Consider the following 22,633-nt stretch of genomic DNA (forward strand, 5'->3'; position numbering starts at 1 on the left):
GGCGCCCCCCACGACGCCACCCGATTCCGCGGCACAGCCTGCCAGCCGCCGCACCCGCGCCGGATCAGTAGAACGACGTATTGCCGACGTACGTCTATTCCGGGCGGTTGCGCAGGAAGATCGCGCTGGCCTGCACCCGGGTGCGGACCTGGAGCTTGTCGAAGATGTGCGACACGTGCACGCCGATGGTCCGCTCGCTGATGAACAGCCGTTGACCGATCTCCTTGTTCGTCAACCCCTCGGCGACCGCGGCCAGCACCTCCCGTTCCCGCGCGGTCAGCACCGCCAGCTCGTCCACCGCCGGCGCGGTCGGCACGGCCGGCGCCGTGCGCGGCCGGGGCACCGGCGCGGGCGACGGCGCGTCGTCCAGGGTCACCCGGGCCCGACCGGCGAGGGTACGGATCTCGGCGCTCAGCGGCACCGCGCCGAGCGACTGCGCCATCGCGTGGGCCTGGCGGAGCAGCTTGCCGGCGGTGGCCACCCGGCTGCGCCGGGCCAGCAGCGCCTCGGCCTGCCGCAACCGCGAGTACGCCGCCGGATAGGGATGGTTGCGCCGGTCCCACTCGGTGGCCGACCGGCCCCACAGCTCGGGGTCGCCCCGGCCGTCGTCGAGCCGGCTCAGCTCGGCGTCGCAGAGCGCGAGGAAGCCGTCGGCGACGTAGCGCACCGGCGCGCCGGCCTTCTCGCTCTTGCGGGTCACCCGCTCGACCACCTCGCGCAACCGGCGCACCGCGGTCGGGTCCACCTCGACCGTGCGGCTGGCCGCCGCCTCGGCCTCGGCGCGCAGCCCGTGCCAGGCCAGCGTGGCCAGCACGATCACGTCGTCGGAGCGGCTCTCGGTCAGGCCCCGCTGGACGGCCTGCCGGGCCAGGTCGTGCCGGCCCTGCCACATGGCCAGCCCGGCGCGCAGGATGAGCATCGGCAGCACGTGCCGGGCGCCACCGCCGGCCAGCACCGTGGCGACCGCCTCCAGGTCGCGGTCGGAGGCCTCGACGTCGCCGTAGCCGACGGAGAGCCGGCACCGGGCCAGCAGCAGCTCGACCGCGTCGGCGCCGGACGGGCGGTGCCGCAACGCGGTGGCGACGACCTTCTCCGCCTCGGCCCACTGCCCCACCCGGAACAGCCCGTTGGTGGCGACGGCCAGCAGCCGGGTCTCCCAGGTGCGGCCGAGACCCAGCTCGGCGACCCGTTCGGCGCCGCGGCGGGCCACCACCACCCCCTCCTCGAGGATGTTCAGCGGGCCGGTGAGCAGCTCGGCCAGGTGCAGGTAGGCGCAGGCCACGTCCTCCGGCCGGCCGGAGGACTCGGCGGTCTCCAGCGCCCGGCGCATCACCGCCAGGCCGGCGGTCTGGTCCTCCAGGAACGCCTCGCTGAACCCGAGCGCGGCGCTGGCCAGCACCACCTCCGAGGTGGAGCCGGGCACGTCGGCGGCGAGGTCGAGCGCCTCCCGGGCCTGGTCGCCGGCCTCGGCGTAGCGGCCCAGGTGCAGCAGCAGCTCGGCCAGCCGGGCGGCGGCGGTGCACCGCTCGCGCGGGGTGCAGTCGGCCGACTCCAGCACCCGGCGGTATTCCTCCTCGGCCGGGGCGGAGCGGCCGGCGGCGGCCAGGTAGCGGGCCCGCCGGATGTGCAGCGCGCAGGCCGGTGGGCCGGACGCGTCGGCGGCCAGCTCCTCCAGCAGGGTCAACGCCCGGGCGTGCTCGCCGCTGTGGTGCGCGGCCTCGGCGGCGTGGCTGAGCAGCTCGGCGCGGTCCACCTCGACCGGTGCGGGCCGGCCGCCGTCCGGCGGGGCGGGGGTCGCGGCCAGCGCCAGCGCGACGGACCAGTGGCGGTGCGCCTCGGCGTACCCGTGCAGCCGCTCCGCCTCGCGGGCGGCGGCCATCGCGGCCGGCAGCGCGCGGGCCGGCTCGCCGGCCTGCCGCCAGTGGTGGGCCAGCCGGGCCTGGTGCAGCTCGGCCGGCGCGGCGGTGAGCGCCTCGGCGTAACGGCGGTGCAGCGCGGCCCGCTCGGCCGGCAGCAGCTCGTGGGCGAGGATCTCGGCGACCAGCCGGTGCCGCAGCCGGTAGCCGTCGTCGGCGCCGACCAGCAGCCGGTGCGCCACCGCCTCCCGGACCGCGTCGAGCAGCTCGTCCTCCGGCAGCCGGACCACCTGGGCCAGCAGCCAGTGCTCGACCGGCTCCACCCCGGCGGCGACCGCGTGCACCACGGCGTGCGCCGGTTGGGGCAGCGCGTCGACCCGGTCCAGGAAGACCTCGCGCAGCGTGTCGGAGAGCCCGTCCCGGCCGTCGCGCCGGTCGCGGGCCAGCTCCTCCACCACGAACGGGTTGCCACCGCTGCGCTGCCACACCTGGTCGGCGGCCTCGGGGGGCAGCGGCGCGCCGACGATCGCGGCGGCCAGCTCGTCGGTGCCGGCGCGGTCCAGCGGCAGCAGGTCGATCACCCGCACCGACCGCAGCCGGCGCAGCTCGGTGAGCACCCGGCGCAGCGGGTGCGCGCCGCGCAGCGACTCGGCCCGGATCGCGGCGAGCACGGACAGTTGCAGGTCGCCCAGGCCGGCGAGCAGATAGAGCAGGAGCTGGCGGGTGCTCCGGTCGACCCACTGCAGGTCGTCCAGGACGAGCACCAGCGGCCGACCGCCGGCGACCAGGTGCAGGCCCTGCGAGACCCGCTCCAGCAGCGCGCCGGCGCCGTCCGGGCCCGGGGTCTCCTCGTCGAAGACCTGCAACAGCCCGCGGACCGCCGAGGTGGTGCGCGCCTCGGCCACGTCGGTGTCGAGCCGGCGCAGCGCCTGGCGCACCGGGTGCAACGGCGAGGCGTCGCCGATGTCCAGACAGGTGCCGGTGAGCACCAGGGCGCCCGACTGCCGCAGCCGCTCGCCGACCTCGGCCAGCAGCCGGGTCTTGCCCACGCCGCTCTCGCCGGTGAGGATCACCGCGGCCGTCTGCCCGGGGGCGACGTCGTCGAGCAGCGCCGACCGCAGCGTCGCCAGGGTCCCGACACGGCCGACGAGCGGTGCGGTGTCCACATCGCTGGCCATGGGACGCAGCCTAGTCACAGGTCCCCGCACCGTTCTACGGGCTTACGGGCGTACTCGTACTCCTCGCGTCGACAACACGACTAACGGTTGCGGGTGGTCGACATACGTCGTCCTACCGATCCCCCGAGGACCCGGTGGTGAAAGTCTCCGGTGGTCGTCAGGCACCGGACCAGGGAAAGGGTGGGTGCGATGTTGATCACCACGCCCGTGGCGAGTCGGGAAGCCGTCAGCGCGGCACGCTGGCCGGTGCCGGAGGAACGCCGCACCGTCACGGTGCTCTTCGTCGACATCGTCGGCTCGACCGGTCTGGTGGAGCGGCTCGACCCGGAGGACGTGCGGACGTTGCAGCGCGCCTACTTCGGCACCGTGTCCGGGGTGCTGCGCCGGTGGCGGGGCGTGGTGGAGAAGTACGTCGGCGACGCGGTGATGGCGCTGTTCGGCGCGCACGGCTGCGACGGCTTCGACGCGTACCGGGCGGTGCGGGCCGGGTTGGAGATCCAGGCGGCGCTCGACCGGCGGCCGGCGGGCGACATCAGGCTGCGGGTCCGCGTCGGTGTCGCGACCGGTGAGGTGCTCGTCGACCTGACCGGCGCGCACGACGGCGGCCACGGCGCGGCCAGCGGCGCGGTGATCACCACCGCCGCCCGGCTGCAGGAGTACGCCCCGCCCGGCGGGGTGGTGGTCTGCCCGAGCACCCGACGCGCGGTCGCGGGCCTGGTCGAGCAGCGTCCACTGGCGACGATGACCATGGCCGGCAAGGCCGGGCCGGTGGACGTGTGGCGGGTGACCGGGGTGTCCCGGCACCGGCCCACCCGGCACCACGGTCCCCTGGTGGGCCGCCGGCGCGAGCTGGCCGGCGCGGCCGACGAGGTCGTCCGGGCGCTGCGCGAGCGACGTCCCCGGTGGATCTCCCTGGCCGGCCCGCCGGGCAGCGGTCGCAGCCGGCTGCTGCACGAGCTGACCCGCGCGGTGTCCCGGGTGGACGGCACCGAGGTGCGCTGGTGCGTGGCGCACTGCCCGCCCTACCCGGACGGGGAGCTGGCGCCGCTGGCCGACCTGGTCCGCGCGCTGCTCACGCCGGACCCGGCGGTACGCCCGCTGCCCGGCTCCACCGCCGGTGACCCGGGGTGGGCCTCGGCGAGCCCCGCGCTGGCCGCGTTCCTCGCCACCCCGGACGATCCCGCCGCGGCGTCCCGGGCCGTGGCGGCCTGCCGCGAGCTGCTGCTCGACCGGGCCGCCGGAGCGCCGGTGGTGGTGGCGGTGGACGACCTGGACCGCGCGGCGCCCGCGCTGCACCGGTTCCTGCGTCACCTGCACGCGACGGCCGGCGAACGACGGCTGGCGCTCGCGGTGGTCACCACCCACAGCGCCGGACGGGCCGACCCGTCGCCCGGGCCGGGCGAGCGGTGGCGCCGGGTGTGGCTGGCGCCGCTGGGGGCCCGGGACAGCGGACGCCTGCTGCGGCACCTGCTCGACCGGGCCGACCGGCCCGCGGCGCTGGCCGCGCGGCTGCTGCCGCTGGTCGGGGGCAACCCGGCGGTCGCGACCGCGTACGCCGCCGAGGACTCCGGCGACGAGCCGGCCGGGGTGCCCGCCGCGGCGCGCCGGCTCGTGGACGCGCGACTGGACCGGCTCGACGGCGCCCAGCGCGCCGTGCTGATGGCCGGCGCCACGGCGGGCGGCACGCTCGCCCCCGCCACGGTCGAGCGGATGCTCGGCTGGGCGGCCGGCCGGGTCGGGCCGGTGCTGCGCACCCTGGCCGCGGCGGGCCTGCTCCGGCGTACCCGCGCGGGCGGCTGGACCATCGCCGAGCCGGTGGTCGCCCGGATGGCCGCGTACCGACTGCCCCGCGCGGCACGGGCCGACTTCGCCCGGCGACTTCGCGGCGACGGGACCAACGGCCGGTCGAGGGCTGTCCCCGCCACGCGCCGGCCGGGCGCCGCGTCGAGGCTCGACGTTCCCCGCGGGGACGTCGACGGGCGGGCGACCTGCCCGCTCGGGGTGGGGCGGTCGCGCCGGTCGGGTGGAGGGGCCCGACCGGCGCCCGTCCCGCCGATCCGGGCGGCGTCGCACCGCTCGGGGTACGCCGCGCCGGTCGCGTCCGGCGCCGGGCCTCCGACGGCCGCCGCACCGCCGGCGGACGCCGCGATGCCACGGGGCACGGCAGCCGTGGCACCGTCCCGAGCAGCCGTGGCACCGTCCCGAGCAGCCGTGGCACCGTCCCGAGCAGGTGCCGGGGCGCCGTCCCGAGCAGGTGCCGGGGCGCCGTCCCGAGCAGGTGCCGGGGCGCCGTCCCGAGCAGGTGCCGGGGCGCCGTCCAGGGCGGGCGCCGGGGCGTCCGCCGGCGCGGGGAGCGTGCTCCGGCTCGGGGCGGGTTCGGCGGGGTCGACTACCGGGCCGCCGGAACGGGCGGGGCGGCGGCCGGGAACGGCGGGGTCGCAGCGGCCCGCCGCGCTCGGGCTCGCCGCCTGAGCGGGTGCGTCCGGGTCGGAGCGGGCACGGGGCCACTCCGGCCCGGGCGTCACCGGGACGGCCGGTGCGTCACACGTCGGCGAGGAACGTGAGGACCCGGTCCCAGGCCAGGGCGGCGGCGAGCGCGTCGAAGTCGGGCGTGTCCGGGTCGGTGAACAGGTGCCCCGGTCCCGGGTAGCGGTGCACGACGACCTCCGCGCCGGCGTCGCCCATGGCGGCTCGCCACTCGTCCACCTCGGCGTCGGTCTCGTACTCGTCGGGATCGGCCAGGTGCAGCCGCACCGGCAGCCCGGCGCGGACCGACTCGGGCGCGCCGCCGGTGCCGTGCATCAGCAGCAGCGCCGCCGCCCGTGGCCGCTCGGCCAGCAGCGCCCCGGCGATGCCGGCGCCCATCGAGAACCCGGCCAGCACGGTCTCGTCGGGCATCGCGGCGACCGCCGCGCGAGCCCGGTCCAGCACCGCCTCGTGGCCGATCTCGCCGAACAACGCGAACCCGGCCTCCACCGTCCGCGCGGCCGGCACCCCGTACAGGTCGGGGGTGGTCACCCGGTGCCCGGCGGCCCGCAGCCGATCCGCGGCGGCCGGCACGGCGGGCCGCAGCCCGAAGACGGAGTGCAGGAGCAGGACGTCGGCCATCGACCCATCGTCGCGCAACCGGACACCCGTCCCGGTCGGGCGCGCCGGTCAGTCGCGGGCGATGGTCCGGCTGCGCCCCCGGAACTCGGCGACCACCTCGTCGCCGCGCCGGACGGTGACGTCGTAGATGCCGCTGCGGCCGTGGCGCACCCGCTCGCTGGCGTACGCCTGCAGCAGGTCGCCCTCGCGCACCGGGCGGAGGAAGGAGATCTCGCCGCCGGCGGCCACGGTGGCCGGTCCGTGGCTGTTGCAGGCCAGCGCGAACGCGGTGTCGGCGAGCAGGAACACGAAGCCGCCGTGGCCGATCGCGTGGCCGTTGAGCATCGCCGGGGTGACCCGCATCCGGGCCACCGCGGCGCCGTCGCCGGCCGAGACGAGTTCGATGCCGAGCCCCTTCGACGCCACGTCGGCGTCGAACATGTCGTGCGCGGCGGTGCGGCCGTCGTCGCCCGCCATCTCAGCGCTCCCGCCGCTGGTCGACGATGCGGCGCATCTTGCCCATCGAGCGTTCCACCCCGTCCGGCTCGATCACCCGCACCGCGACGGAGACCCCGATGGTGTTCTTGACCTGCTCGGCCAGGGCCGCACCGGCCCGCTCCGCCTCGTCCGGCGCCGTCCCGGCGCGCCGTTCCACGTGGACGGTGAGCGTGTCCAGCCGGTCCCGCCGGTCGAGCACGCACTGGAAGTGCGGTGACAGGGCGGGCGTACGCAGGATCAGCTCCTCGATCTGGGTCGGGAAGACGTTCACCCCCCGCACGATCATCATGTCGTCGGTACGCCCGGTGATCTTCTCGATCCGGCGCATCGGGCGGGCGGTGCCGGGCAGCAGGCGGGTCAGGTCGCGGGTGCGGTAACGGACCACCGGCATGGCCTCCTTGGTGAGCGAGGTCAGCACCAGCTCGCCCCGCTCGCCGTCGGGCAGCACCGCGCCGCTGACCGGGTCGATGATCTCCGGGTAGAAGTGGTCCTCCCACAGGTGCAGCCCGTCCTTGGTCTCCACGCACTCGACGGCCACGCCGGGACCCATCACCTCGGAGAGGCCGTAGATGTCCAGCGCGTGCATGTCCAGGCGCTGTTCCAGCTCACGGCGCATGTCCTCGGTCCACGGCTCGGCCCCGAAGACCCCCACCCGCAGGGACGTGGCGCGCGGGTCGAGGCCCTGCCGCTCCATCTCGTCGACGATGGCCAGCATGTAGCTGGGGGTGACCATGATGACCTCCGGCGCGAGGTCGCGGATCAGCATGACCTGGCGCTCTGTCATGCCACCGGACACCGGGATCACCGTGCAGCCCAGTTCCTCGGCGCCGTAGTGCGCGCCCAGGCCGCCGGTGAACAGTCCGTAGCCGTACGCGACGTGCACCCGGTCACCCCGGCGACCGCCGGCGGCGCGGATCGAGCGCGCCATCAGCGTCGCCCAGGTGTCCAGGTCGGCGCGGGTGTAGCCGACCACCGTCGGGCGTCCCGTGGTGCCCGACGAGGCGTGCAGCCGGGCGACCCGCTCGCGGGGCACCGCGAACATGCCGAACGGGTAGTTCTCCCGCAACTCCGCCTTGGTGGTGAACGGGAAGCGGGCCAGGTCGCTCAGGTCCCGCAGGTCGTCGGGGTGGGCGCCGGCGGCGTCGAACGCGCGTCGGTAGTGCGGCACGTGCGCGTAGGCGTGGCGCAGCGAGTGCCGCAGCCGGTCGCGTTGCAGGGCGCGCAGCTCGTCGACGCCGATCCGCTCGACGGGATCCAGCTCGTCCGGACGAGGGGTGCGGTCCTGCACGGGTGCCTCCTGCGCGACGGGCCCGGACGCCGCCGCGCCGGGCGATGCCGATCACCGTACGCCCGTACGGGCCGTCCTGCCAGGTCAGCGCCGTCGGGATCGGCGGGGCCGGGCGCGCTCAGCGGGCGGCCGGCAGCCGGTGCAGCGCGTCGACCAGCGGGGCCAGCTCGGGGGTGCGCCCACCCTCGGCCAGCGCGTCGGTGAGCACCCGGTCGTGGGTGGGTCGGGCCCGGGCCAGCAGCTCCGAGCCGGCCGGGGTCAGCTCGGTGTAGATGCCGCGCCGGTCGTCCGCGCAGAGGATCCGGGTGAGCAGCCCGCGCTCCTCCAGGCGGGTGACCAGGCGGGTGGTGGCGCTGCCGGAGAGCGCGGCGGCGCGGGCCAGCTGCCGCATGCGCATGTGCCAGCCGTCCTGCCGGGAGAGCGCGTCGAGCACCGTGTATTCCACGACGGAGAGGTCGTGCTCGGTCTGGAGGGCGCGTTCCAGGGCGGTCTCGATCAGGCCGTGCAGCGCGGCGAGCGTGCGCCACCCCTGGGCGCGGATCTCGACCGCGTCGTCACCGATGCCCATCCGGCCCTCCTCCGCTGTGACCTGGACGGCCCCCAGCCTAGCACGCTTGCGCCGATAGCAGGCGCGTGCAACTATTTCATTGCAGGCGCGGGTAATTGCACGCGCACTCTGTCTTCTCACGCAGGGAATGGACTGTCATGTCACCACGCACCTCCGCGCTCCCGGGCGGCCTGCTGGCCCTGGCGATCGGGGCGTTCGGCATCGGACTGACCGAGTTCGTGATCATGGGACTGCTCCCCCAGGTCGCCGCCGACTTCGCGGTCAGCGAGTCGGTCGCCGGCTGGTTGATCTCCGGGTACGCGCTCAGCGTCGCGGTCGGCGGGGTGGCACTCACCGCGGCGGTCACCCGGCTGCGCCGCAAGCCGGTGCTGCTCGGGCTGATGGTGCTCTTCATCGCCGGCAACCTGCTCTCCGCGCTCTCCGGCGACTACGCCACCATGCTCGCCGGCCGGATCGTCGCGGCGCTGTGCCACGGCGCGTTCTTCGGCATCGGCGCGGTGGTGGCCGCCGGCCTGGTCCCGCCGGCCCGCCGGGCGGGCGCGATCGCCATGATGTTCGCCGGCCTGACCGTCGCCAACGTCCTCGGCGTCCCGTTCGGCACCTTCCTCGGCCAGCACTTCGGCTGGCGGTCGACGTTCTGGGCGATCACCGGCATCGGCGTGCTGGCGTTGGCCGGGCTGGCGCTGCTGGTGCCCGGCCGTGGGCCGGCCACCGACGCCGCCACCGGCGGCGGGCTCCGGGGCGAGCTGCGGGCCTTCACCCGACCGCAGGTCTGGTTCTCGCTGGTGGTCACCGTGCTCGGCTTCGGCGGCATGTTCGGCGCGTTCACCTACATCGCCTACACGCTGACCGAGGTCAGCGGCTTCGCCACCGGCACCGTGCCGTGGCTGCTGGTGCTCTTCGGCGTCGGCCTGTTCGCCGGCAACCTGGCCGGCGGGCGCGCCGCCGACCGCTCGCTGTCGACCACTCTGGTCACCGTGCTCGCGGTGCTCACAGTGGTGCTGGTCGGCTTCGCGCTCACCGCCGCGAGCCCGGCCCTCACGGTCGTCGCGCTGGTGCTGATGGGCGCGTTCGGCTTCGCCACCGTGCCGCCGCTGCAGATGCGCATCATGCGGTACGCCCACGAGGCGCCCACGCTCGCCTCCGGCGCCAACATCGCGGCATTCAACCTGGGCAACGCGCTCGGGGCCTGGATCGGCGGCCTCACCATCGGCGCCGGGCTGGGGTTCACCGCACCGATCTGGGCCGGCGCCGTGCTGACGTTGCTCGGCCTGGCGGTGCTCCTGATCGCCGAACGCGCCGCCCGCCACACCCGGCACGAGCCCACGCCCGCCCCCCGCGACCTGGCCGACGCCACCCGCTGACCCACCCCACCCCGCCCGGGCCGGCCCGCCGATCTTGGACTTGTGGCGCCTCCGATGTCCGCCTACGCGACGTTCGCGAGGTGCCACAACTCCATGATCGACGACGGCGGAGGGCCCGGGGGCCGCCGACGATCGACGGCAGCGGGGCCCCGCGCCGCCGGCGAGGCGGGACCGGACGCGGGCGGGTTATGCTCGGGAACGAAACCGGCGGTGGGGCCCGCCGTCCCGGGAGGCGCCGGGAGAACCGCGAACACGCCAACGGTCCCTGCCAGTGATACCCGTCCTGGTGGGAGGCACCGTGTCACGACCGCCCGAGTCCCGCGTCGATCCGGATGTCGATCTCCGCGTACCCGGGGACCGGGGTGAACTGACCGCGCACCCGGCGGCGGTGCTCGCCGTGATCGCCGCCGGCGGCGTGCTCGGCGCGCTGGCCCGCGCCGGCGTGCAGGCCGCCGTCCCGCACCCGCCCACCGGGTTCCCGTGGGCCACCTTCGGCGTCAACGTCACCGGCTGCCTGCTGATCGGCGTGCTGATGGCGACGCTCACCGCCCGCCCGGCCGGCCCGCTGGCCCGCCCGTTCCTCGGCGTCGGGGTGCTCGGCGGGTTCACCACCTTCTCCACGTACGCGGTGGACGCGCAACGGCTGGTCACCGCCGGCGCGGCCGGTACGGCGCTGGTCTACCTGGCCCTGACCGTGCTCGGGGCGCTGGTCGCGGTGGCGGTCGGGGACGCGGTGACCGCCCGGCTGCTCACCGCCCGGGACGAGGTGGCCCGGTGACCGTCCTGCTGATCGCGCTCGGGGCCGCGCTCGGGGCGCCGCTGCGCTACCTCACCGACCGGGCCGTGCAGTCCCGGCACGACTCGGCCTTCCCGTGGGGCACCCTGACCGTCAACGTGGCCGGGTCGCTGCTGCTCGGCGCGGTGCTCGCCGTGCCCGCCGACCCCGGCGTGACGGCGCTGGTCGGCACCGGCTTCTGCGGCGCGCTGACCACCTGGTCGACGCTGAGCTACGAGACACTGCGGCTGGCCCGCTCCGGTGCGCGCCGGCACGCGTACGCGAACGTGCTGGCCAGCGTGGTCGCCGGGCTCGGCGCGGCGTTCCTGGGCTACGCGGTGGTCGCGGCGTTCTGACCCGCCGGGGTCAGCGGGCGTGGCGTTCCGGGTGGGCCCGGTTCCACGCCCGCATCCGCTCCGGGTAGCCGGTGCGGGCCGCCTCGTAGAGCGGCACCGCGTACCGCTGCGCGATCTTGCCGGCGGCCCGGGGTGAGCCGGTGCGGCGGCGGATCCACTCGCCGTCGTGGGCGATGGCGACCACCGTGGTGTCCGTGGCGGTGGTCTCCGGTTCCAGATAGAACTCGACCCCGCTGCGGCTGGTGACGAACGCCTCCAGCTGGGCCAGGTCCTCCCGGTTCGCCTCGCGGTCGAGCTTCGTCGGGGTCGTCGGGTCGGCGGCCCGTCGGCTGAACCAGCCCATGCCCGCCTCCTCTCCTCGGCGTCCGTCCCAGTGCAGCACGCCGGCCTGGCAGCCGCCTGGGAGCGGGATGGGAGTCGGCTGAGCCGTCAGCGGGCCGGCTGGCGGAGCACCGGGACCAGCGCGAGCGTGGGCAGCAGGAGCAGCGGCACCAGGCCGAGCGCCGGCAGCACCCCGAAGTGGTCGCCGAGGAAGCCGAGCAGCGGCGGGCCGGCGAGGAACGCGGTGTAACCGATCACCGCGACCACGCTGACCCGGGCCGGCGCCTTGTCCTCGTCGTCGGCGGCGGCGCTCATCCCGACCGGGAAGCCGAGCGACGCGCCGATCCCCCACAGCGCCACGCCGACCACGGCCAGCGGACCCGAGCCGGCCAGCACGGCCAGGGTGGCGCCGGCGGCGGCCAGCCCGATGGTGCCGAAGAGCACCGGCACCCGCCCCCACCGGTCGATGGCGACCGTGCCGACGGTGCGGCCCAGCGTCATGCCCACCACGAACACGCCGAACACGGCGGCGCCGACCGCCTCGCTGACCCCGTACCCGTCCACGAACGCCACCGCCAGCCAGTCGTTGGCGCTGCCCTCGGTGAACGCCATGACCAGCACCAGAAGGCCGACCAGCAGGGTGCGCGGCTCCCGCCAGGCGGCCAGCAACGCCCGCCGGCGGGCCGCCGGCTCGCCCGCGCCGGCCGCCTCGGCCGGCGCGGACAGGAACGCCCGGGCGCCGAGCAGGGTGCCGGCGAGGATCAGCGCCGCGAGCACCGGCAGGTGCACCTCGATGGGTACGCCGAGGCGGGCGGCGCCCGCGCCCAGCCCGGCCCCGGCCACCGAGCCGAGGCTCCAGGCGGCGTGGAACCGGGGCATGATGGTGCGGCCGATCCGCTTCTCCACCGCCGCGCCCTCGACGTTCATGGCCACGTCGCACAGGCCGGAGCCGAAGCCGAACGCGGCCAGCCCGAGCCCCACGCCGGGCACCCAGCCGGCCAGCCCGGTGGCCAGCCCGGCCACCGTCATGCCGAGCGCGACCAGCAGCGTCGCCACCGCCACCGTGCGGGCCGGGCCCAGCCGCTGGGTGACCAGACCGGCGGTCGGCATGGCCAGCAGCGCGCCCACCGACATGCAGAGCAGCAGCAGGCCGAGCCGGCCGGGGCTGAGCCCGAGCGCCTCCCGGACCGCGGGCACCCGGGAGAACCAGCTCGCCACCGCCAGCCCGTTGAGCGCGAACACGACGGCGACGCCGGTGCGGGCGGCCAGAACCGGCCGGGGCACCGGTGGCCGCTGCCCGGCCGGTGCGTCGAGGGTGCTGCTCACGGTGCGGTCGTCCCTTCCCCGAAGTGGTCCCGACGACCATCGCACACCTGAGAGCGCTACCACCACAAGCGCTCCCACCCCTTACCCCGGCCGGCCCCGACCGGGCATGATGCGGGCATGGGCACGCCGACCGCACGACCCGCCACGCTCGACGACGTGGCGCGGGCCGCCGGGGTGTCGCGGGCCACCGCCTCCCGGGTGCTCGGTGGCTACGGCTTCACCTCGGCGGACGCGCGGGCGCGGGTGGGCGCCGCCGCCGACCGGCTCGACTACGTCCCGGACGTCACGGCCCGGGCGCTGGTGCGCGGCGCCGGGGTACGGCTGGTGGTGGCCGTGATCGGCCGCGCCGGGACGGTCCTGGACGACCCGTACGTGCACCGGGTGGTGAGCGCCGCGTCGCGGGTGTGCGCGCCGCACGGCGTCGGGGTGGCGCTGGAGTGGCTGCCGCTGGGCGACCCGTCGGGGCTGGGCCGGCTCGGCGCCGACCGGGGCGTCTGCGGCGTGATCCTGGTCAACACCACCCCGGCGGCGCTGGCGGCGGTGCCGGCCCGGCTGAGCGGCCGGGTCGTCTCGATCGGCACCGGCTCGGCGACGGTGCCCTCGTTCGACGTGGACAACGCGGCCGGGGCCGAGGCGGTGCTGCGCCACCTCCACGCCACCGGCCGCCGCCGCATCGTCATGGTCACCGGTCCGCGCTGGCTGGTCTGCGCGGAGCGTTCGGTGACCGCGTACCGGGGGTTGATGCGCGCGGCGGGGCTGCCGGAACGCGTGGTGACCGGCGACTTCACCACGGCCCGGGGCGGCCGGGCGGCGCTGGAGGCGCTGCGCCGGTGGCCGGAGGTGGACGCGGTCTACGCGGCCAGCGACGCCACCGCGTTCGGGGTGATCGCGGCGCTGCGCGGGCGGGGCCTGCGGGTGCCGCACGACGTCGCGGTCGCCGGCTTCGACGACCTGCCGTACGCCGCGGTGAGCAGCCCGCCGCTGACCACCGCGACCCACCCGGTGGACCGGATCGCCGCCGCCGCGGCCACGGCCGTGCTGACCCGGGCGCCGGTCGCGCCGACGACCGCCTTCGCGTCCACGCTGGTGACCCGGGAGAGCGCCTGACCGGCGCTCAGCGCTCCGGCCCGCCGACCGCCGTGTCGACCCGGCTGAGCACCGTGGCGTCGTCGTCCACGCCCACGCCGCGCAGCAGGTCGATGGCGGTGGCCCGGACCTGGCCGATGATCATCGCGAGCGGCAGCGTCGGGCCGGCGGTGAACAGCCGCCCGGCCGACCGGACCGCCTCCAACGCCGCGACGTCGACCCGGGCGGCGTGGCTGTCGGCGATCTGCTCCTGCCCGTCGAGGTCGGCGGCGAGCGCGTCGCCGGCCGAGCGGACGGCCTCGCCGAGCGTGCGTACCGCGGCGCCGAGGTCGGCCGGGACGGGCGACGGGCTGCGGGTCAGCGTGACCGCCGCGCGGGCCAGCACGCGCACGTTGCGGACCGCGTAGTCGATCTGCCGGATCGAGCCCTCCACCGAGCGCAGCCGGCCGAGGTGCCGGCGGCGGCGTACGTTGAGCCGCAGCGCCTCGCCGGCGGCCTGGACCGCGCCCCGCAGCCGCTCCACCCCGGCGTCGGCGTGCCGGGCCCGCTCCAGCGCGGCCAGGGCCGCCTCGTCGTCGGTGTCGTCGAGCGCGGCGGCGACGTCGTCGAGCACGCCGGCCAGCTCGGCGAAGGTGTGCCGGAACTCGGCGACGAGTGGGGCGAGCGGCCGGCGGGCGTCGACGAGCTGGCTGGCGACCACCGCCACCGCGCCGCCGATGAGCGCGTCGACGAACCGGAACGGGACCAGCGACTCGGTCGGCGGCGAGACCACCACCAGGTAGAGCGCGGAAACGGCGGCCTGCACCACGGTGACCGAGCTGGCCCCGACCGCCACCGCCAGCGCGACGGTGAGCAGGATGACGGTGAGCACGGTCCAGGTGGTCCGCGGCCCGAGCGCCTGCACCACCAGGTCGGCGACGAGCACGCCGGCGGCGACGCCGAGCACCACCTCCACCGCCCGGCGCATCCGCTGGCCCCGGGCCTGCCCGAGCACGATGAGGGCGGCGGCGGGCGCGAAGAACGGCTGCGGATGCCCGACGATCCGGGTGGCGAGGACCCAGGCGACGGTGGCCGCCAGCGTCGCCTCGACCACCGGCACCCAGCCCCGCCGCAGCCGTCCGGCCGCCTCCCGGACCGCCGAAGCGGTCCGGCCCCCGGTTCCCGCTGCCATCGCCCACCTCCCGTGCCGTCGGCACCCATCCTCCGGTCTCGCGCTCCGGCCGGGTCGGGCGGGCGGTGCCCGTGCCTGGCGCGGCGGGCCGGCTCCGGCGCGCGGACGGCCAGGTCGGGCGGCCGGGAACGGGGGCGCGCCGGCCGGCTCAGGCGCCGGTGAAGGCGCGCAGCAGGGTGCGCACGGCGGCGCGCAGGTCGTCCCGGCTGGCCGGGGTGCCGGGCGGTGGCGCGCTGAGCGCGCCGGCGCCGACCAGGCGGTCGAAGAGCAACCCGTCGACGAACGCCACGAACTGGTCGCCCTGCCGGAGCGGGTCCGCGGCGCCGGCCCGGGCCAGCAGCTCACGGGCCTGCACGCGCAGGACGCTGCCGTGGTGCAGGATCGCGCGCAGCTCGGGCCGGTGGGTGGCCTCCAGCAGGCAGGCGTACCGGGCCAGGGTCCGGTCGCGCCCCACGGTCAGCCACCGGTCGAGCACGTCCGCCACGCCGGCGGCGAGCTGGTCGAGCCCGTCCGGCCCGAGCGGCGGCGCGGGCCCGGTCGGCGCGGTGGGCAGGTCGTGGTCGACCAGGTCCGCCCGGTCGAGGTCGGCCAGGCGTTGCACGACCGCCTCGATCAGCGCTCGCCGGGTCCGCAGGTAGGCCGACGTGGTGCCGGGCGGCATCCCGGCGGCGGCGTCGACCGCGCGGTGGGTCAGCGCCCGCATGCCGCCGGCCGCGAGCAGCCCCACCGCCGCGTCGGCGAGCGTCGCCACCCGGGTCGCTCGTGCGCTCACGTCCACTCTCCTCAGCCGGGCCCGACCACGGTAGTATCGCTTTCTACATCTGTAGAAGGGGGCGTGGGGTGGGCGAACCACACGCGGTGGTGGTCGGCGCCGGGATCGGTGGGCTGGCGGCGGCCCTCGCGCTGGGCCGGCACGGGTGGCGGGTCACCGTGCTGGAGCGCGCCGGCCGGCCCCGGGAACTCGGCACCGGCCTGACGCTGATGGCCAACGCGCTGCGCGGGCTCGACGCGCTCGGTCTCGGCGACGCCGTCCGGCGCGACGGTGTGCCGGACACCCCTGGCGGGCTGCGCCGGCGTTCCGGCCGGTGGCTGTCCCGGATCGAGGGCGCCGACCTGCACCGCGCGCTGGGCACCACGGCGCTCGGCATCCACCGGACCGCCCTGCACCGCCTGCTGCGGGGCGCGCTGCCGGCCGGGGCGCTGCGCACCGGCGTCGAGGTCGTCGACGTCGACGCCGACGCGCCGTCGGTGACCTGCCGGGTGGACGGCACGACCGAGGTCCTGGCGGCGGATCTCGTGGTGGGCGCGGACGGGTTGCACAGCACGCTGCGCCGCCGGCTGTGGCCGGAGCTACCGCCACCGGCCTACTCGGGCTCGACGGCCTGGCGGGCGGCGATCGCCTGGCCCGCGCCGGTGGCGACGGCCGTCACCTGGGGCGCCGGCCGCGAGTTCGGCACCGTTCCGCTCGGCGACGGCGGGCTCTACTGGTACGCGGCGGAGGTCGCCGCGCCCGGCGGGCACGAGCCGGACGAACTGGCCGCCGTGCGGGAGCGGTTCGGCGACTGGCACGAGCCGATCCCGGCGCTGCTGGCGGCCACACCACCGGAGGCGGTGCTCCGGACGGACCTGATGCACCTGGCCACCCCGCTGCCGTCGTACGTGCGGGGGCGGGTGGCGGTGCTGGGCGACGCCGCACACGCGATGACGCCGCACCTGGGCCAGGGGGCGGGGCAGGCGATCGAGGACGCGGTGGTGCTGGGCGTCGTCTGCGCGGACGGCGCGGCGGACCTCGCCGGCGCGCTGGCCGCGTACGACCGGCAGCGGCGACCGCGCAGCCAGGCCGTCGCCCGGGCGGCCCTGCGCACCGCGCGGTACGGCCAGCAGGTGCGCAACCCGGTGGCGCTCGCCCTGCGCGACACGGCGATCCGGTTGACCCCGTCCCGGACGGCGCTGCGCGGCATGGCCCGGTACGCCGACTGGCAGCCGCCGGGCTGACCACCGGCGCACCGGGCCCGCCGCTCAGCGGGCGACCAGCAGCAGCAGGCCCCGGCCGCGCAGCAGGTACGTCGTGCCCTGGCCGCCCACCGCCACCTCGGTGCCCGGGCGGGCCACCTGGTCCGGCCCCTCCGCCCAGGTGGAGGTGTCGGTGACCCGGTACCACTGCCGGCCGGGGCCGGGCGCGGGCAGCGTGAAGCTCACGTCGCCGGACCAGCCGTTGTAGCCGACGTAGACCGCCGCCGCCGGGTCGCCGAACTCGGTGCCGTCGATCCGCCAGCCGAGCGCGTGGTTGTTCGGGTCGTCCCAGTACGCGGCGTCCGGCGCGGTCCCGGCCGGGGTGAACCAGCTCAGCTGCGCCATCCCGTTGCCGTTGCCGTCACCGGCGGAGTAGAAGGTCGCCGGGCGCAGCGCCGGGTGCGCGGCCCGGAACGCGGCCAGCCGCGAGGTGAAGGTGCGGAACGTGGTCTGGTTGCCGTCCGGGCTCCAGTTCAGCCAGTTCGCCGGCGAGTCCAGGTTGTACGGGTTGTTGTTGCAGCGCACCCCGCGCAGCACCTCGTCGCCGCCGGTCAGCATCGGGGTGCCGGCGGAGAGCAGCAGCAGCGCCTGCCCGGTGCGGGCGGCCCGACGCTGGTCGGCCGGGGCGCCGCCCTGGTCCCACGAACGGTTGTCGTCGCTGCCGCCGTCGGACGGGCCGTACGGCCAGGGCTGGGTGTTGTTCTTGGCGGTGCAGGCGTACAGGTCGCGCAGCGTGAACCCGTCGTGGGCGACCAGGAAGTTCACCGAGTTCCCCGGCCGGCGGCCGTCGTCGCCGTAGAGGTCGGCGGAGCCGGCGATCCGGGTGGCGAGCCGGCCCGGGGTGACCGGGTCGTAGCCCATCCGGTTCTGGTCGCTGCGCACGGTGTCCCGGTACTGGCCGTTCCACTCCGACCAGCCGGCCGGGAGGTTGCCGACCTGGTAGGTGCCGTCGCCGATCGCCCACGGCTCGCCGATCCAGTCGACCCCGGCGCCCCCGGTGGCCGGCCGGGGCGGCATCTCCCGCACGATGCGGTTGAGCGCGGTGCCCGGGTCGGTGCGGCTGTACCGGTAGCAGCCGTGCTGGCAGGTGTTGCCCAGGACGGTGGCGAGGTCGTGCCGGAACCCGTCGACGCCGAGCGTGTCCTTCCAGTACGCCAACGAGTCGACGATCAGATCCTGGGCGACCGGGTGGTAGGTGTTGTAGTTGCCGCCGACGCCGGTGTTGTCGTACGGCGCCTGCCGGTCGGCGGTCAGCGAGTAGTAGGTCGGGTTGTCCAGGCCGCGCCAGGACCACAGGTCGTAGACCGTCGCACCGCCGGCGGTGCGCGCCCCGCCCTCGCCGGTGTGGTTGTAGACCACGTCGAGCAGCACCTTGATGCCGGCGTCGTGGAACGCCCTGACCATCGCCTGGAACTCCCGGGTCGGCCCGCCGGGCGACCGGTCGGCGGCGTAGCGCCGGTCCGGGGCGAACCAGTTCAGGGTCATGTAACCCCAGTAGTTGTCCCCGGCGGTGCCGGTCGGGTCGACGTCGTTGGTGTCGTTCTGCGTCTCCTGCACCGGCAGGAACTCCACCGCGGTCACGCCGAGCGAGGCGAGGTAACCGGCCTTCGTCGCGGCGCCGCGGTAGGTGCCCTGCCAGGCCGCCGGCACGCTCGGGTCGTCGCGGGTGAGGCCGCGCACGTGCACCTCGTAGATCACGTCGTCCTTGAGCGGGCGGGTGGGCTTGACGCCGGTGGCGCCGGTCGGTGCGGGTGCGAGCACGGCGCCCTTCGGCGCGTACGGGCCACTGTCCACGGTCCGGTACGCCGGTCCGGAGGCGTACACCGAGTCGTCGGTCGCGCCCGGGCGCAGCGGGTCGTGGCTCAGTTCCCGCGCGTACGGGTCGACCAGCAGCTTGTTGGGGTTGAACCGGTTGCCGGCGGCGTCGACGTCGGCCACGAAACCGGCGGCCGAGCCCTTCGTCCAGGCGCTGCTGTAGGGCCAGTTCGGCCCCCAGGCGCGGTAGCCGTACCAGACGGTGCCGGTGATGCCGTGGGTGGTGCGCAGCGTGGCGACGTCGACGGTGACGGCGAAGACGCCGGAGGCGTCCCGGGTCAGCACGTGGCTGACCTTCTCGGCCGCGCCGGTGGGGGTGGCGTACAGGTAGACGGCGATGCGGGTGGCGGCGGTCGAGTGGACCCGGAACGTGATGGTCGAGCCGGTGGCGTCGTAGCGGGCGCCGAGCGCGCGGGCGTCGACGGCGGCGCCGGCGGGTGCGGCGGCGGTGAGGCCCACGGCGGCCAGCACCGTGGCGAGGAGGAGGGCGAGGACCGGACGGGGTCTGGACATGGCGGTCTCCGACGGGACGCGGGGGTGGATGGTGCGTACGGACGCCGGCCGACTTCCGGTTGCTGCAAGACCTTGCAAGTTTTGCCGGAAAGATAACAGTCGATTTCAATCCGGTAAAGGGCCCGGCACCCGGGGCCGAACGGCCCTGGCCGGCGCCACCCGGCCGGGTCCGTAATGGAGGGGACGGAGGGAGATCCCGATGGGTACGGGGCCGTGGCACCGACAGCTGAGGTGGATGTACCGGGGTGGCCGGCCGAACCGGCTCGCCCGGGCGATGAACGCCCTGACCGCGGCGCAGTACGCCGCCGGCCTGGGCCCGCGGAACTGGGTCACCCTGGAGGTGCCGGGCCGGCGCACCGGCCGGACCGTCGCCGTGCCGCTCGTGGTCGCCGACCACGAGGGCGAGCGCTACCTGGTGTCCATGCTGGGCGAACGGGTCAACTGGGTGGCCAACGTCCGCGCCGCCGGCGGACGCGCGGTGCTGCGACGGGGCCGCCGGGAACCGGTGCGGCTGGTCGAGGTGCCGGTGGCGCAGCGGCCGCCGATCCTGCGCCGCCACCTGGCGCTGGCCCCCGGCGCGCGTCCGCACGTCCCGGTGGACCGCGACGCCCCGCTCGCCGATTTCACCCGGGTCGCCGCCGACCTCCCGGTCTTTCGGATCATCGCGGCGGAATGATATTCGCGAACAACCTTCCAGAATATCGATCGCCGGGGAATCCGGGGTCGTCCGAATGGGAGAGCCGGCCGGTAAGATCGGCGACAAAGCGCTGGCTGATCGCTGACTGCCGACCGTGACGCGACCGCCCACACTGGGCGCATGAATACGAGACTCCGCCGCAGCCGGGCATTCCGCCTCGCGGTGTGTCTCGCCCTCGTGGCGACACTGAGCGGCTGCATGCAGCTCAACCTCGGGCTGACCGTGAACACCGACGACACGGTCTCCGGCCAGCTCCTGCTGACCGCCCAGAAGTCCGTGCTCAAGCAGCGGAACCCGGACGTCGCGGCGGCCTTCGCCGAACTGCGGCAGAACATTCCCACGCTTCCCGCCGGCGTCGAGAGCCGGTACGAGGACGCCACCTACTACGGCATTCAGATCGCGTACCGGAAAACACCGCTGTCGCAATTCACCAGCGAAAGTGTGAATCTTGTCCGCGACGGCGATCTCTACCGCTTCTCACTGCCGCTGGATCCGAAGAAATACGGCGGAAAGGTGGCCGAGCAGGATCCGCGCAACCAGCAGGCGTTCATGACGCTGATGTCGTTCGAGATATCCGTGACGTTCCCCGGCCGGGTGCTCGACACGAACGGCGCGATCAACGGGCGTTCGGTGAGCTGGAAGGTCGTCGCCAACCAGCCCAAGCCGGCCGAGCTGCGCGCCGTCGCCGAGGCGCCACCCGCGCCCGCCACCAGCGCGGCCGTCGCCGCGGTCACCGGCGGCTCCTTCCCCTGGCTGCTGGTCGTCGGCGGCGTGGTGGTGCTGCTGCTCCTGGTCGCGGTGGCGGTCGTCGTCCTGCTGCGACGTCGCTCCCGCGACGGCGCCGCCCCCGCACCGGTCGCCGCCACGCCCGCACCCGCGGCCCCGGCAGCGCCGACGCCTCCCACCGGCCCACCCGCCTGAGTCCCGCCGCAGCGGCCCTCCCACCACCGGCGAGGCCTCGCCGGTCCCCCACCGCCGACCCGGGCGCGACCGTGGCGACGCCACGGACCGCCGCACCATCCCACCCCGACCGCACCACCGCACGATCGAAAAGGGGGATCGCCGTGAACGATCTCTTCACCTGGGCCGCCCTGGGCAGTCTCACCGGCGCCAGCGCCGCCACCCTGCTCGCCACCAACGTCATCGGCGGCCTGATCGGACCGAGCGGCGACAAGGCGCGCAAGTGGATCGCGTTGGGCTTCGCGCTGCTGCTGTCCTACCTGACCGCCGCGTTCGCCGCCGACGCCGGACCGGAGAAGTGGATCATCGCGTTCTTCAACGGCCTGGTCATCTTCTCCGCCGCGCTCGGCATCAACCAGCTGCCCCCGGGCAACCGGCAGGCGACACAGGCGTCGCCGACCCAGCTCGCCCAGGGGCGCGAGCCCCGCTTCGTCCGCTCCTGGGTCTGAGAGAGGTGACCCCCATGGTCTTCGGCATCATCAGCGCCGCCGTCCAGATCGTCTTCGGCGCCGTGCTCGGGCAGGCCGCCGCCGGCACCGTCGGCCTGCTGGTCGGCGCGGTCGTCGGACTGCTCGTCGGCGCGCCCTTCGGCTGGGCGGTCGCCTCCGCCGGCACGTACGGCGCCGACCCGAAGGGGATCTTCCTCTTCGTGGTCGACCACACCTGGAGCCTGCTCAACACGTTCGCCGGCGCGCTCTACCTGGCGCTGCACCTGGTCTTCGGCCACCAGCTCGACCGGGTCGTCTCGGCCGCCAGCGGCCGGGTCAACGTGGTCGAGGGCGTCTCCCCGAGGTACGCCACCACCATCGGCACGGTCTGCGCCGGCTCCAGCCCGGGCATCCAGCGGCACGAGGACGTGCACGTGTTCCAGGCCCGGCTGCTCGGCCCGCTCTACCTGCCGCTGGTCGCGCTCAACTACGCGCTGTTCACCATCGCCCCGGTGTGGCTGCTCTGGCACGACCACACCAACGCGCCGATCAACCGCTTCACCCGCTACTTCGAGATCGGCGTCTACCCGCACGTCTGGAACGAGGCCATCGCGTACCGGATCCAGGGGACGCCGCCGCGATGACCGGTGCGATCGAGGCGGCCGTCGCGGACGTCGCGGCCTGGCTGACCGGGACGGCGGGCGCGCCCGTCCCGGTCGGCCCGCCGCGCGACGACCCGGACGGCGGCCTCACGGTCTGGCCGCTGGAGCTGCGGCCGGCCCGGCAGACCGCGACCGGCGGCGCGGCCCGCGAGCCGTACCGGTTCGTGGTCCGGCTGCTGGTCAGCGGCGGCGGGCCGGCGGCGCTGCCGGCGCTGGACCGGGTGCTCGCCGCGGCCACCGCGGCCGGGCAGCCGGAGCTGGTGCTGGCCGCCGGCGACCCGGCGCTGTGGCGGGCGCTCGGTGTGGCGCCCCGGCCGGCGCTGCTGCTCGACGTGCCGGCCCGCATCGACCGGCCGGCGCCCACCGCGCCGCCGGTGCGGCAGCCGCTGCGGCTGCGGCAGCTCGACATGCGCACCGTGGCCGGCCGGGTGGTCGGGCCGCAGGACCAGCCGCTGGCCGCCCTGAGGGTGGAGCTGGTCGGCACCGCCCAGGCCACCGAGACCGACGCCACCGGCCGGTTCCGGCTGGTCGGCGTGCCGCACGACCCCGATGCCCCGGACGCTCCGGTGCGGATCCGGCTGATCGGCCGGGGGCGCGTCCACACCGCCGAACTCGACCCGAACGGCGACGACCTGGTCGTCGTCCGCGCCCCCGACTGACGTCCCGAGGAG

The 22,633-nt window shown here is 76.1% G+C and carries 21 protein-coding genes; 11 read left to right on the top strand and 10 right to left on the bottom strand.

Features of this window, described 5'->3' with window-relative positions; all coding sequences use genetic code 11:
- Window positions 1–94: 94 nt before the first annotated feature.
- A complete protein-coding gene (locus tag ACN27B_RS26895; RefSeq protein ID WP_422741879.1) occupies window positions 95–3,034 on the bottom strand; it encodes a helix-turn-helix transcriptional regulator in 2,940 nt (979 codons plus the stop codon).
- Window positions 3,035–3,223: 189 nt separating this feature from the next.
- On the opposite strand from ACN27B_RS26895, the gene ACN27B_RS26900 reads away from it, so the two are divergent.
- Window positions 3,224–5,506 carry an AAA family ATPase gene (locus tag ACN27B_RS26900; protein WP_422741881.1) on the top strand — a complete coding sequence of 761 codons (2,283 nt, stop codon included), beginning with the start codon at window positions 3,224–3,226 and terminating at the stop codon, window positions 5,504–5,506.
- A gap of 69 nt (window positions 5,507–5,575) precedes the next feature.
- On the opposite strand, the gene ACN27B_RS26905 is transcribed toward ACN27B_RS26900, so the two are convergent.
- The 4 genes from ACN27B_RS26905 to ACN27B_RS26920 all read right to left on the bottom strand — a co-directional run bounded on the left by ACN27B_RS26905 (window position 5,576) and on the right by ACN27B_RS26920 (window position 8,475).
- Window positions 5,576–6,142, bottom strand: coding sequence for a dienelactone hydrolase family protein (locus ACN27B_RS26905; protein ID WP_422741883.1), 567 nt, complete (start codon window positions 6,140–6,142; stop codon window positions 5,576–5,578).
- A 48-nt stretch (window positions 6,143–6,190) separates the two neighbouring features.
- Window positions 6,191–6,598, bottom strand: a complete 408-nt coding sequence (gene paaI / locus ACN27B_RS26910) for a hydroxyphenylacetyl-CoA thioesterase PaaI (RefSeq protein WP_099160704.1) — start codon at window positions 6,596–6,598, stop codon at window positions 6,191–6,193.
- 1 nt (window position 6,599) lies between these two features.
- Complete coding sequence (paaK, locus tag ACN27B_RS26915) at window positions 6,600–7,907, bottom strand: phenylacetate--CoA ligase PaaK (protein WP_099160703.1); 1,308 nt, start codon at window positions 7,905–7,907, stop codon at window positions 6,600–6,602.
- Window positions 7,908–8,025: 118 nt separating this feature from the next.
- Complete coding sequence (locus ACN27B_RS26920; protein ID WP_099160702.1) at window positions 8,026–8,475, bottom strand: MarR family winged helix-turn-helix transcriptional regulator; 450 nt, start codon at window positions 8,473–8,475, stop codon at window positions 8,026–8,028.
- A 137-nt stretch (window positions 8,476–8,612) separates the two neighbouring features.
- Between ACN27B_RS26920 and ACN27B_RS26925 the strand changes: the two genes are divergently transcribed.
- The 3 genes from ACN27B_RS26925 (at window position 8,613) to crcB (ending at window position 10,970) form a co-directional block, all read left to right on the top strand.
- Window positions 8,613–9,839, top strand: coding sequence for an MFS transporter (locus tag ACN27B_RS26925; protein WP_099160701.1), 1,227 nt, complete (start codon window positions 8,613–8,615; stop codon window positions 9,837–9,839).
- A gap of 286 nt (window positions 9,840–10,125) precedes the next feature.
- Window positions 10,126–10,617: a FluC/FEX family fluoride channel gene (locus tag ACN27B_RS26930; RefSeq protein ID WP_422741886.1), complete on the top strand. Its 492-nt coding sequence runs from the start codon at window positions 10,126–10,128 to the stop codon at window positions 10,615–10,617.
- Complete coding sequence (gene crcB / locus ACN27B_RS26935) at window positions 10,614–10,970, top strand: fluoride efflux transporter CrcB (protein WP_099160699.1); 357 nt, start codon at window positions 10,614–10,616, stop codon at window positions 10,968–10,970. The genes ACN27B_RS26930 and crcB overlap by 4 nt, the downstream gene beginning before the upstream one ends.
- 10 nt (window positions 10,971–10,980) lie before the next feature.
- On the opposite strand, the gene ACN27B_RS26940 is transcribed toward crcB, so the two are convergent.
- Both ACN27B_RS26940 and ACN27B_RS26945 read right to left on the bottom strand, forming a co-directional pair.
- Window positions 10,981–11,313, bottom strand: a complete 333-nt coding sequence (locus ACN27B_RS26940) for a hypothetical protein (protein ID WP_091574113.1) — start codon at window positions 11,311–11,313, stop codon at window positions 10,981–10,983.
- 86 nt (window positions 11,314–11,399) lie between these two features.
- Window positions 11,400–12,617, bottom strand: a complete 1,218-nt coding sequence (locus tag ACN27B_RS26945) for an MFS transporter (protein WP_357959517.1) — start codon at window positions 12,615–12,617, stop codon at window positions 11,400–11,402.
- Window positions 12,618–12,734: 117 nt separating this feature from the next.
- Between ACN27B_RS26945 and ACN27B_RS26950 the strand changes: the two genes are divergently transcribed.
- The gene (locus ACN27B_RS26950) at window positions 12,735–13,724 is read left to right on the top strand and encodes a LacI family DNA-binding transcriptional regulator (protein ID WP_422741889.1); all 990 of its coding nucleotides are present in this window, start codon (window positions 12,735–12,737) and stop codon (window positions 13,722–13,724) included.
- A 7-nt stretch (window positions 13,725–13,731) separates the two neighbouring features.
- Here ACN27B_RS26950 and ACN27B_RS26955 read toward each other — a convergent pair whose 3' ends face one another.
- Window positions 13,732–14,874 carry an FUSC family protein gene (locus ACN27B_RS26955; protein WP_099160696.1) on the bottom strand — a complete coding sequence of 381 codons (1,143 nt, stop codon included), beginning with the start codon at window positions 14,872–14,874 and terminating at the stop codon, window positions 13,732–13,734.
- 148 nt (window positions 14,875–15,022) lie between these two features.
- Entirely contained in the window at window positions 15,023–15,646 is a 624-nt protein-coding gene (locus ACN27B_RS26960) for a TetR/AcrR family transcriptional regulator (RefSeq protein WP_422741892.1), read from the bottom strand.
- Between the two features lie 68 nt (window positions 15,647–15,714).
- Here ACN27B_RS26960 and ACN27B_RS26965 point away from each other — a divergent pair, with 68 nt between their 5' ends.
- A complete protein-coding gene (locus ACN27B_RS26965; protein WP_422741893.1) occupies window positions 15,715–16,869 on the top strand; it encodes an FAD-dependent monooxygenase in 1,155 nt (384 codons plus the stop codon).
- Between the two features lie 24 nt (window positions 16,870–16,893).
- Here the strand turns inward: ACN27B_RS26965 and ACN27B_RS26970 are convergent, their stop codons facing one another.
- Window positions 16,894–19,215 carry a glycogen debranching protein gene (locus tag ACN27B_RS26970; protein WP_422741895.1) on the bottom strand — a complete coding sequence of 774 codons (2,322 nt, stop codon included), beginning with the start codon at window positions 19,213–19,215 and terminating at the stop codon, window positions 16,894–16,896.
- Between the two features lie 199 nt (window positions 19,216–19,414).
- Between ACN27B_RS26970 and ACN27B_RS26975 the strand changes: the two genes are divergently transcribed.
- The 5 genes from ACN27B_RS26975 (at window position 19,415) to ACN27B_RS26995 (ending at window position 22,621) form a co-directional block, all read left to right on the top strand.
- A complete protein-coding gene (locus ACN27B_RS26975; RefSeq protein WP_091574108.1) occupies window positions 19,415–19,891 on the top strand; it encodes a nitroreductase/quinone reductase family protein in 477 nt (158 codons plus the stop codon).
- Window positions 19,892–20,032: 141 nt separating this feature from the next.
- Window positions 20,033–20,833 (top strand): LppM family (lipo)protein, encoded by an 801-nt coding sequence (locus ACN27B_RS26980; RefSeq protein WP_422741898.1) that lies wholly within the window; start codon window positions 20,033–20,035, stop codon window positions 20,831–20,833.
- A gap of 143 nt (window positions 20,834–20,976) precedes the next feature.
- Window positions 20,977–21,321, top strand: a complete 345-nt coding sequence (locus tag ACN27B_RS26985; RefSeq protein WP_355518374.1) for a hypothetical protein — start codon at window positions 20,977–20,979, stop codon at window positions 21,319–21,321.
- A 14-nt stretch (window positions 21,322–21,335) separates the two neighbouring features.
- Entirely contained in the window at window positions 21,336–21,944 is a 609-nt protein-coding gene (locus ACN27B_RS26990) for a glycine zipper family protein (protein ID WP_091574105.1), read from the top strand.
- The gene (locus tag ACN27B_RS26995) at window positions 21,941–22,621 is read left to right on the top strand and encodes a carboxypeptidase-like regulatory domain-containing protein (RefSeq protein WP_099160691.1); all 681 of its coding nucleotides are present in this window, start codon (window positions 21,941–21,943) and stop codon (window positions 22,619–22,621) included. Before ACN27B_RS26990 ends, ACN27B_RS26995 begins: the two co-directional genes overlap by 4 nt.
- Window positions 22,622–22,633: the final 12 nt, after the last annotated feature.

The organism is Micromonospora sp. WMMD754 (assembly GCF_049315235.1).
Classification (GTDB): Bacteria; Actinomycetota; Actinomycetes; order Mycobacteriales; family Micromonosporaceae; genus Micromonospora; species Micromonospora sediminicola.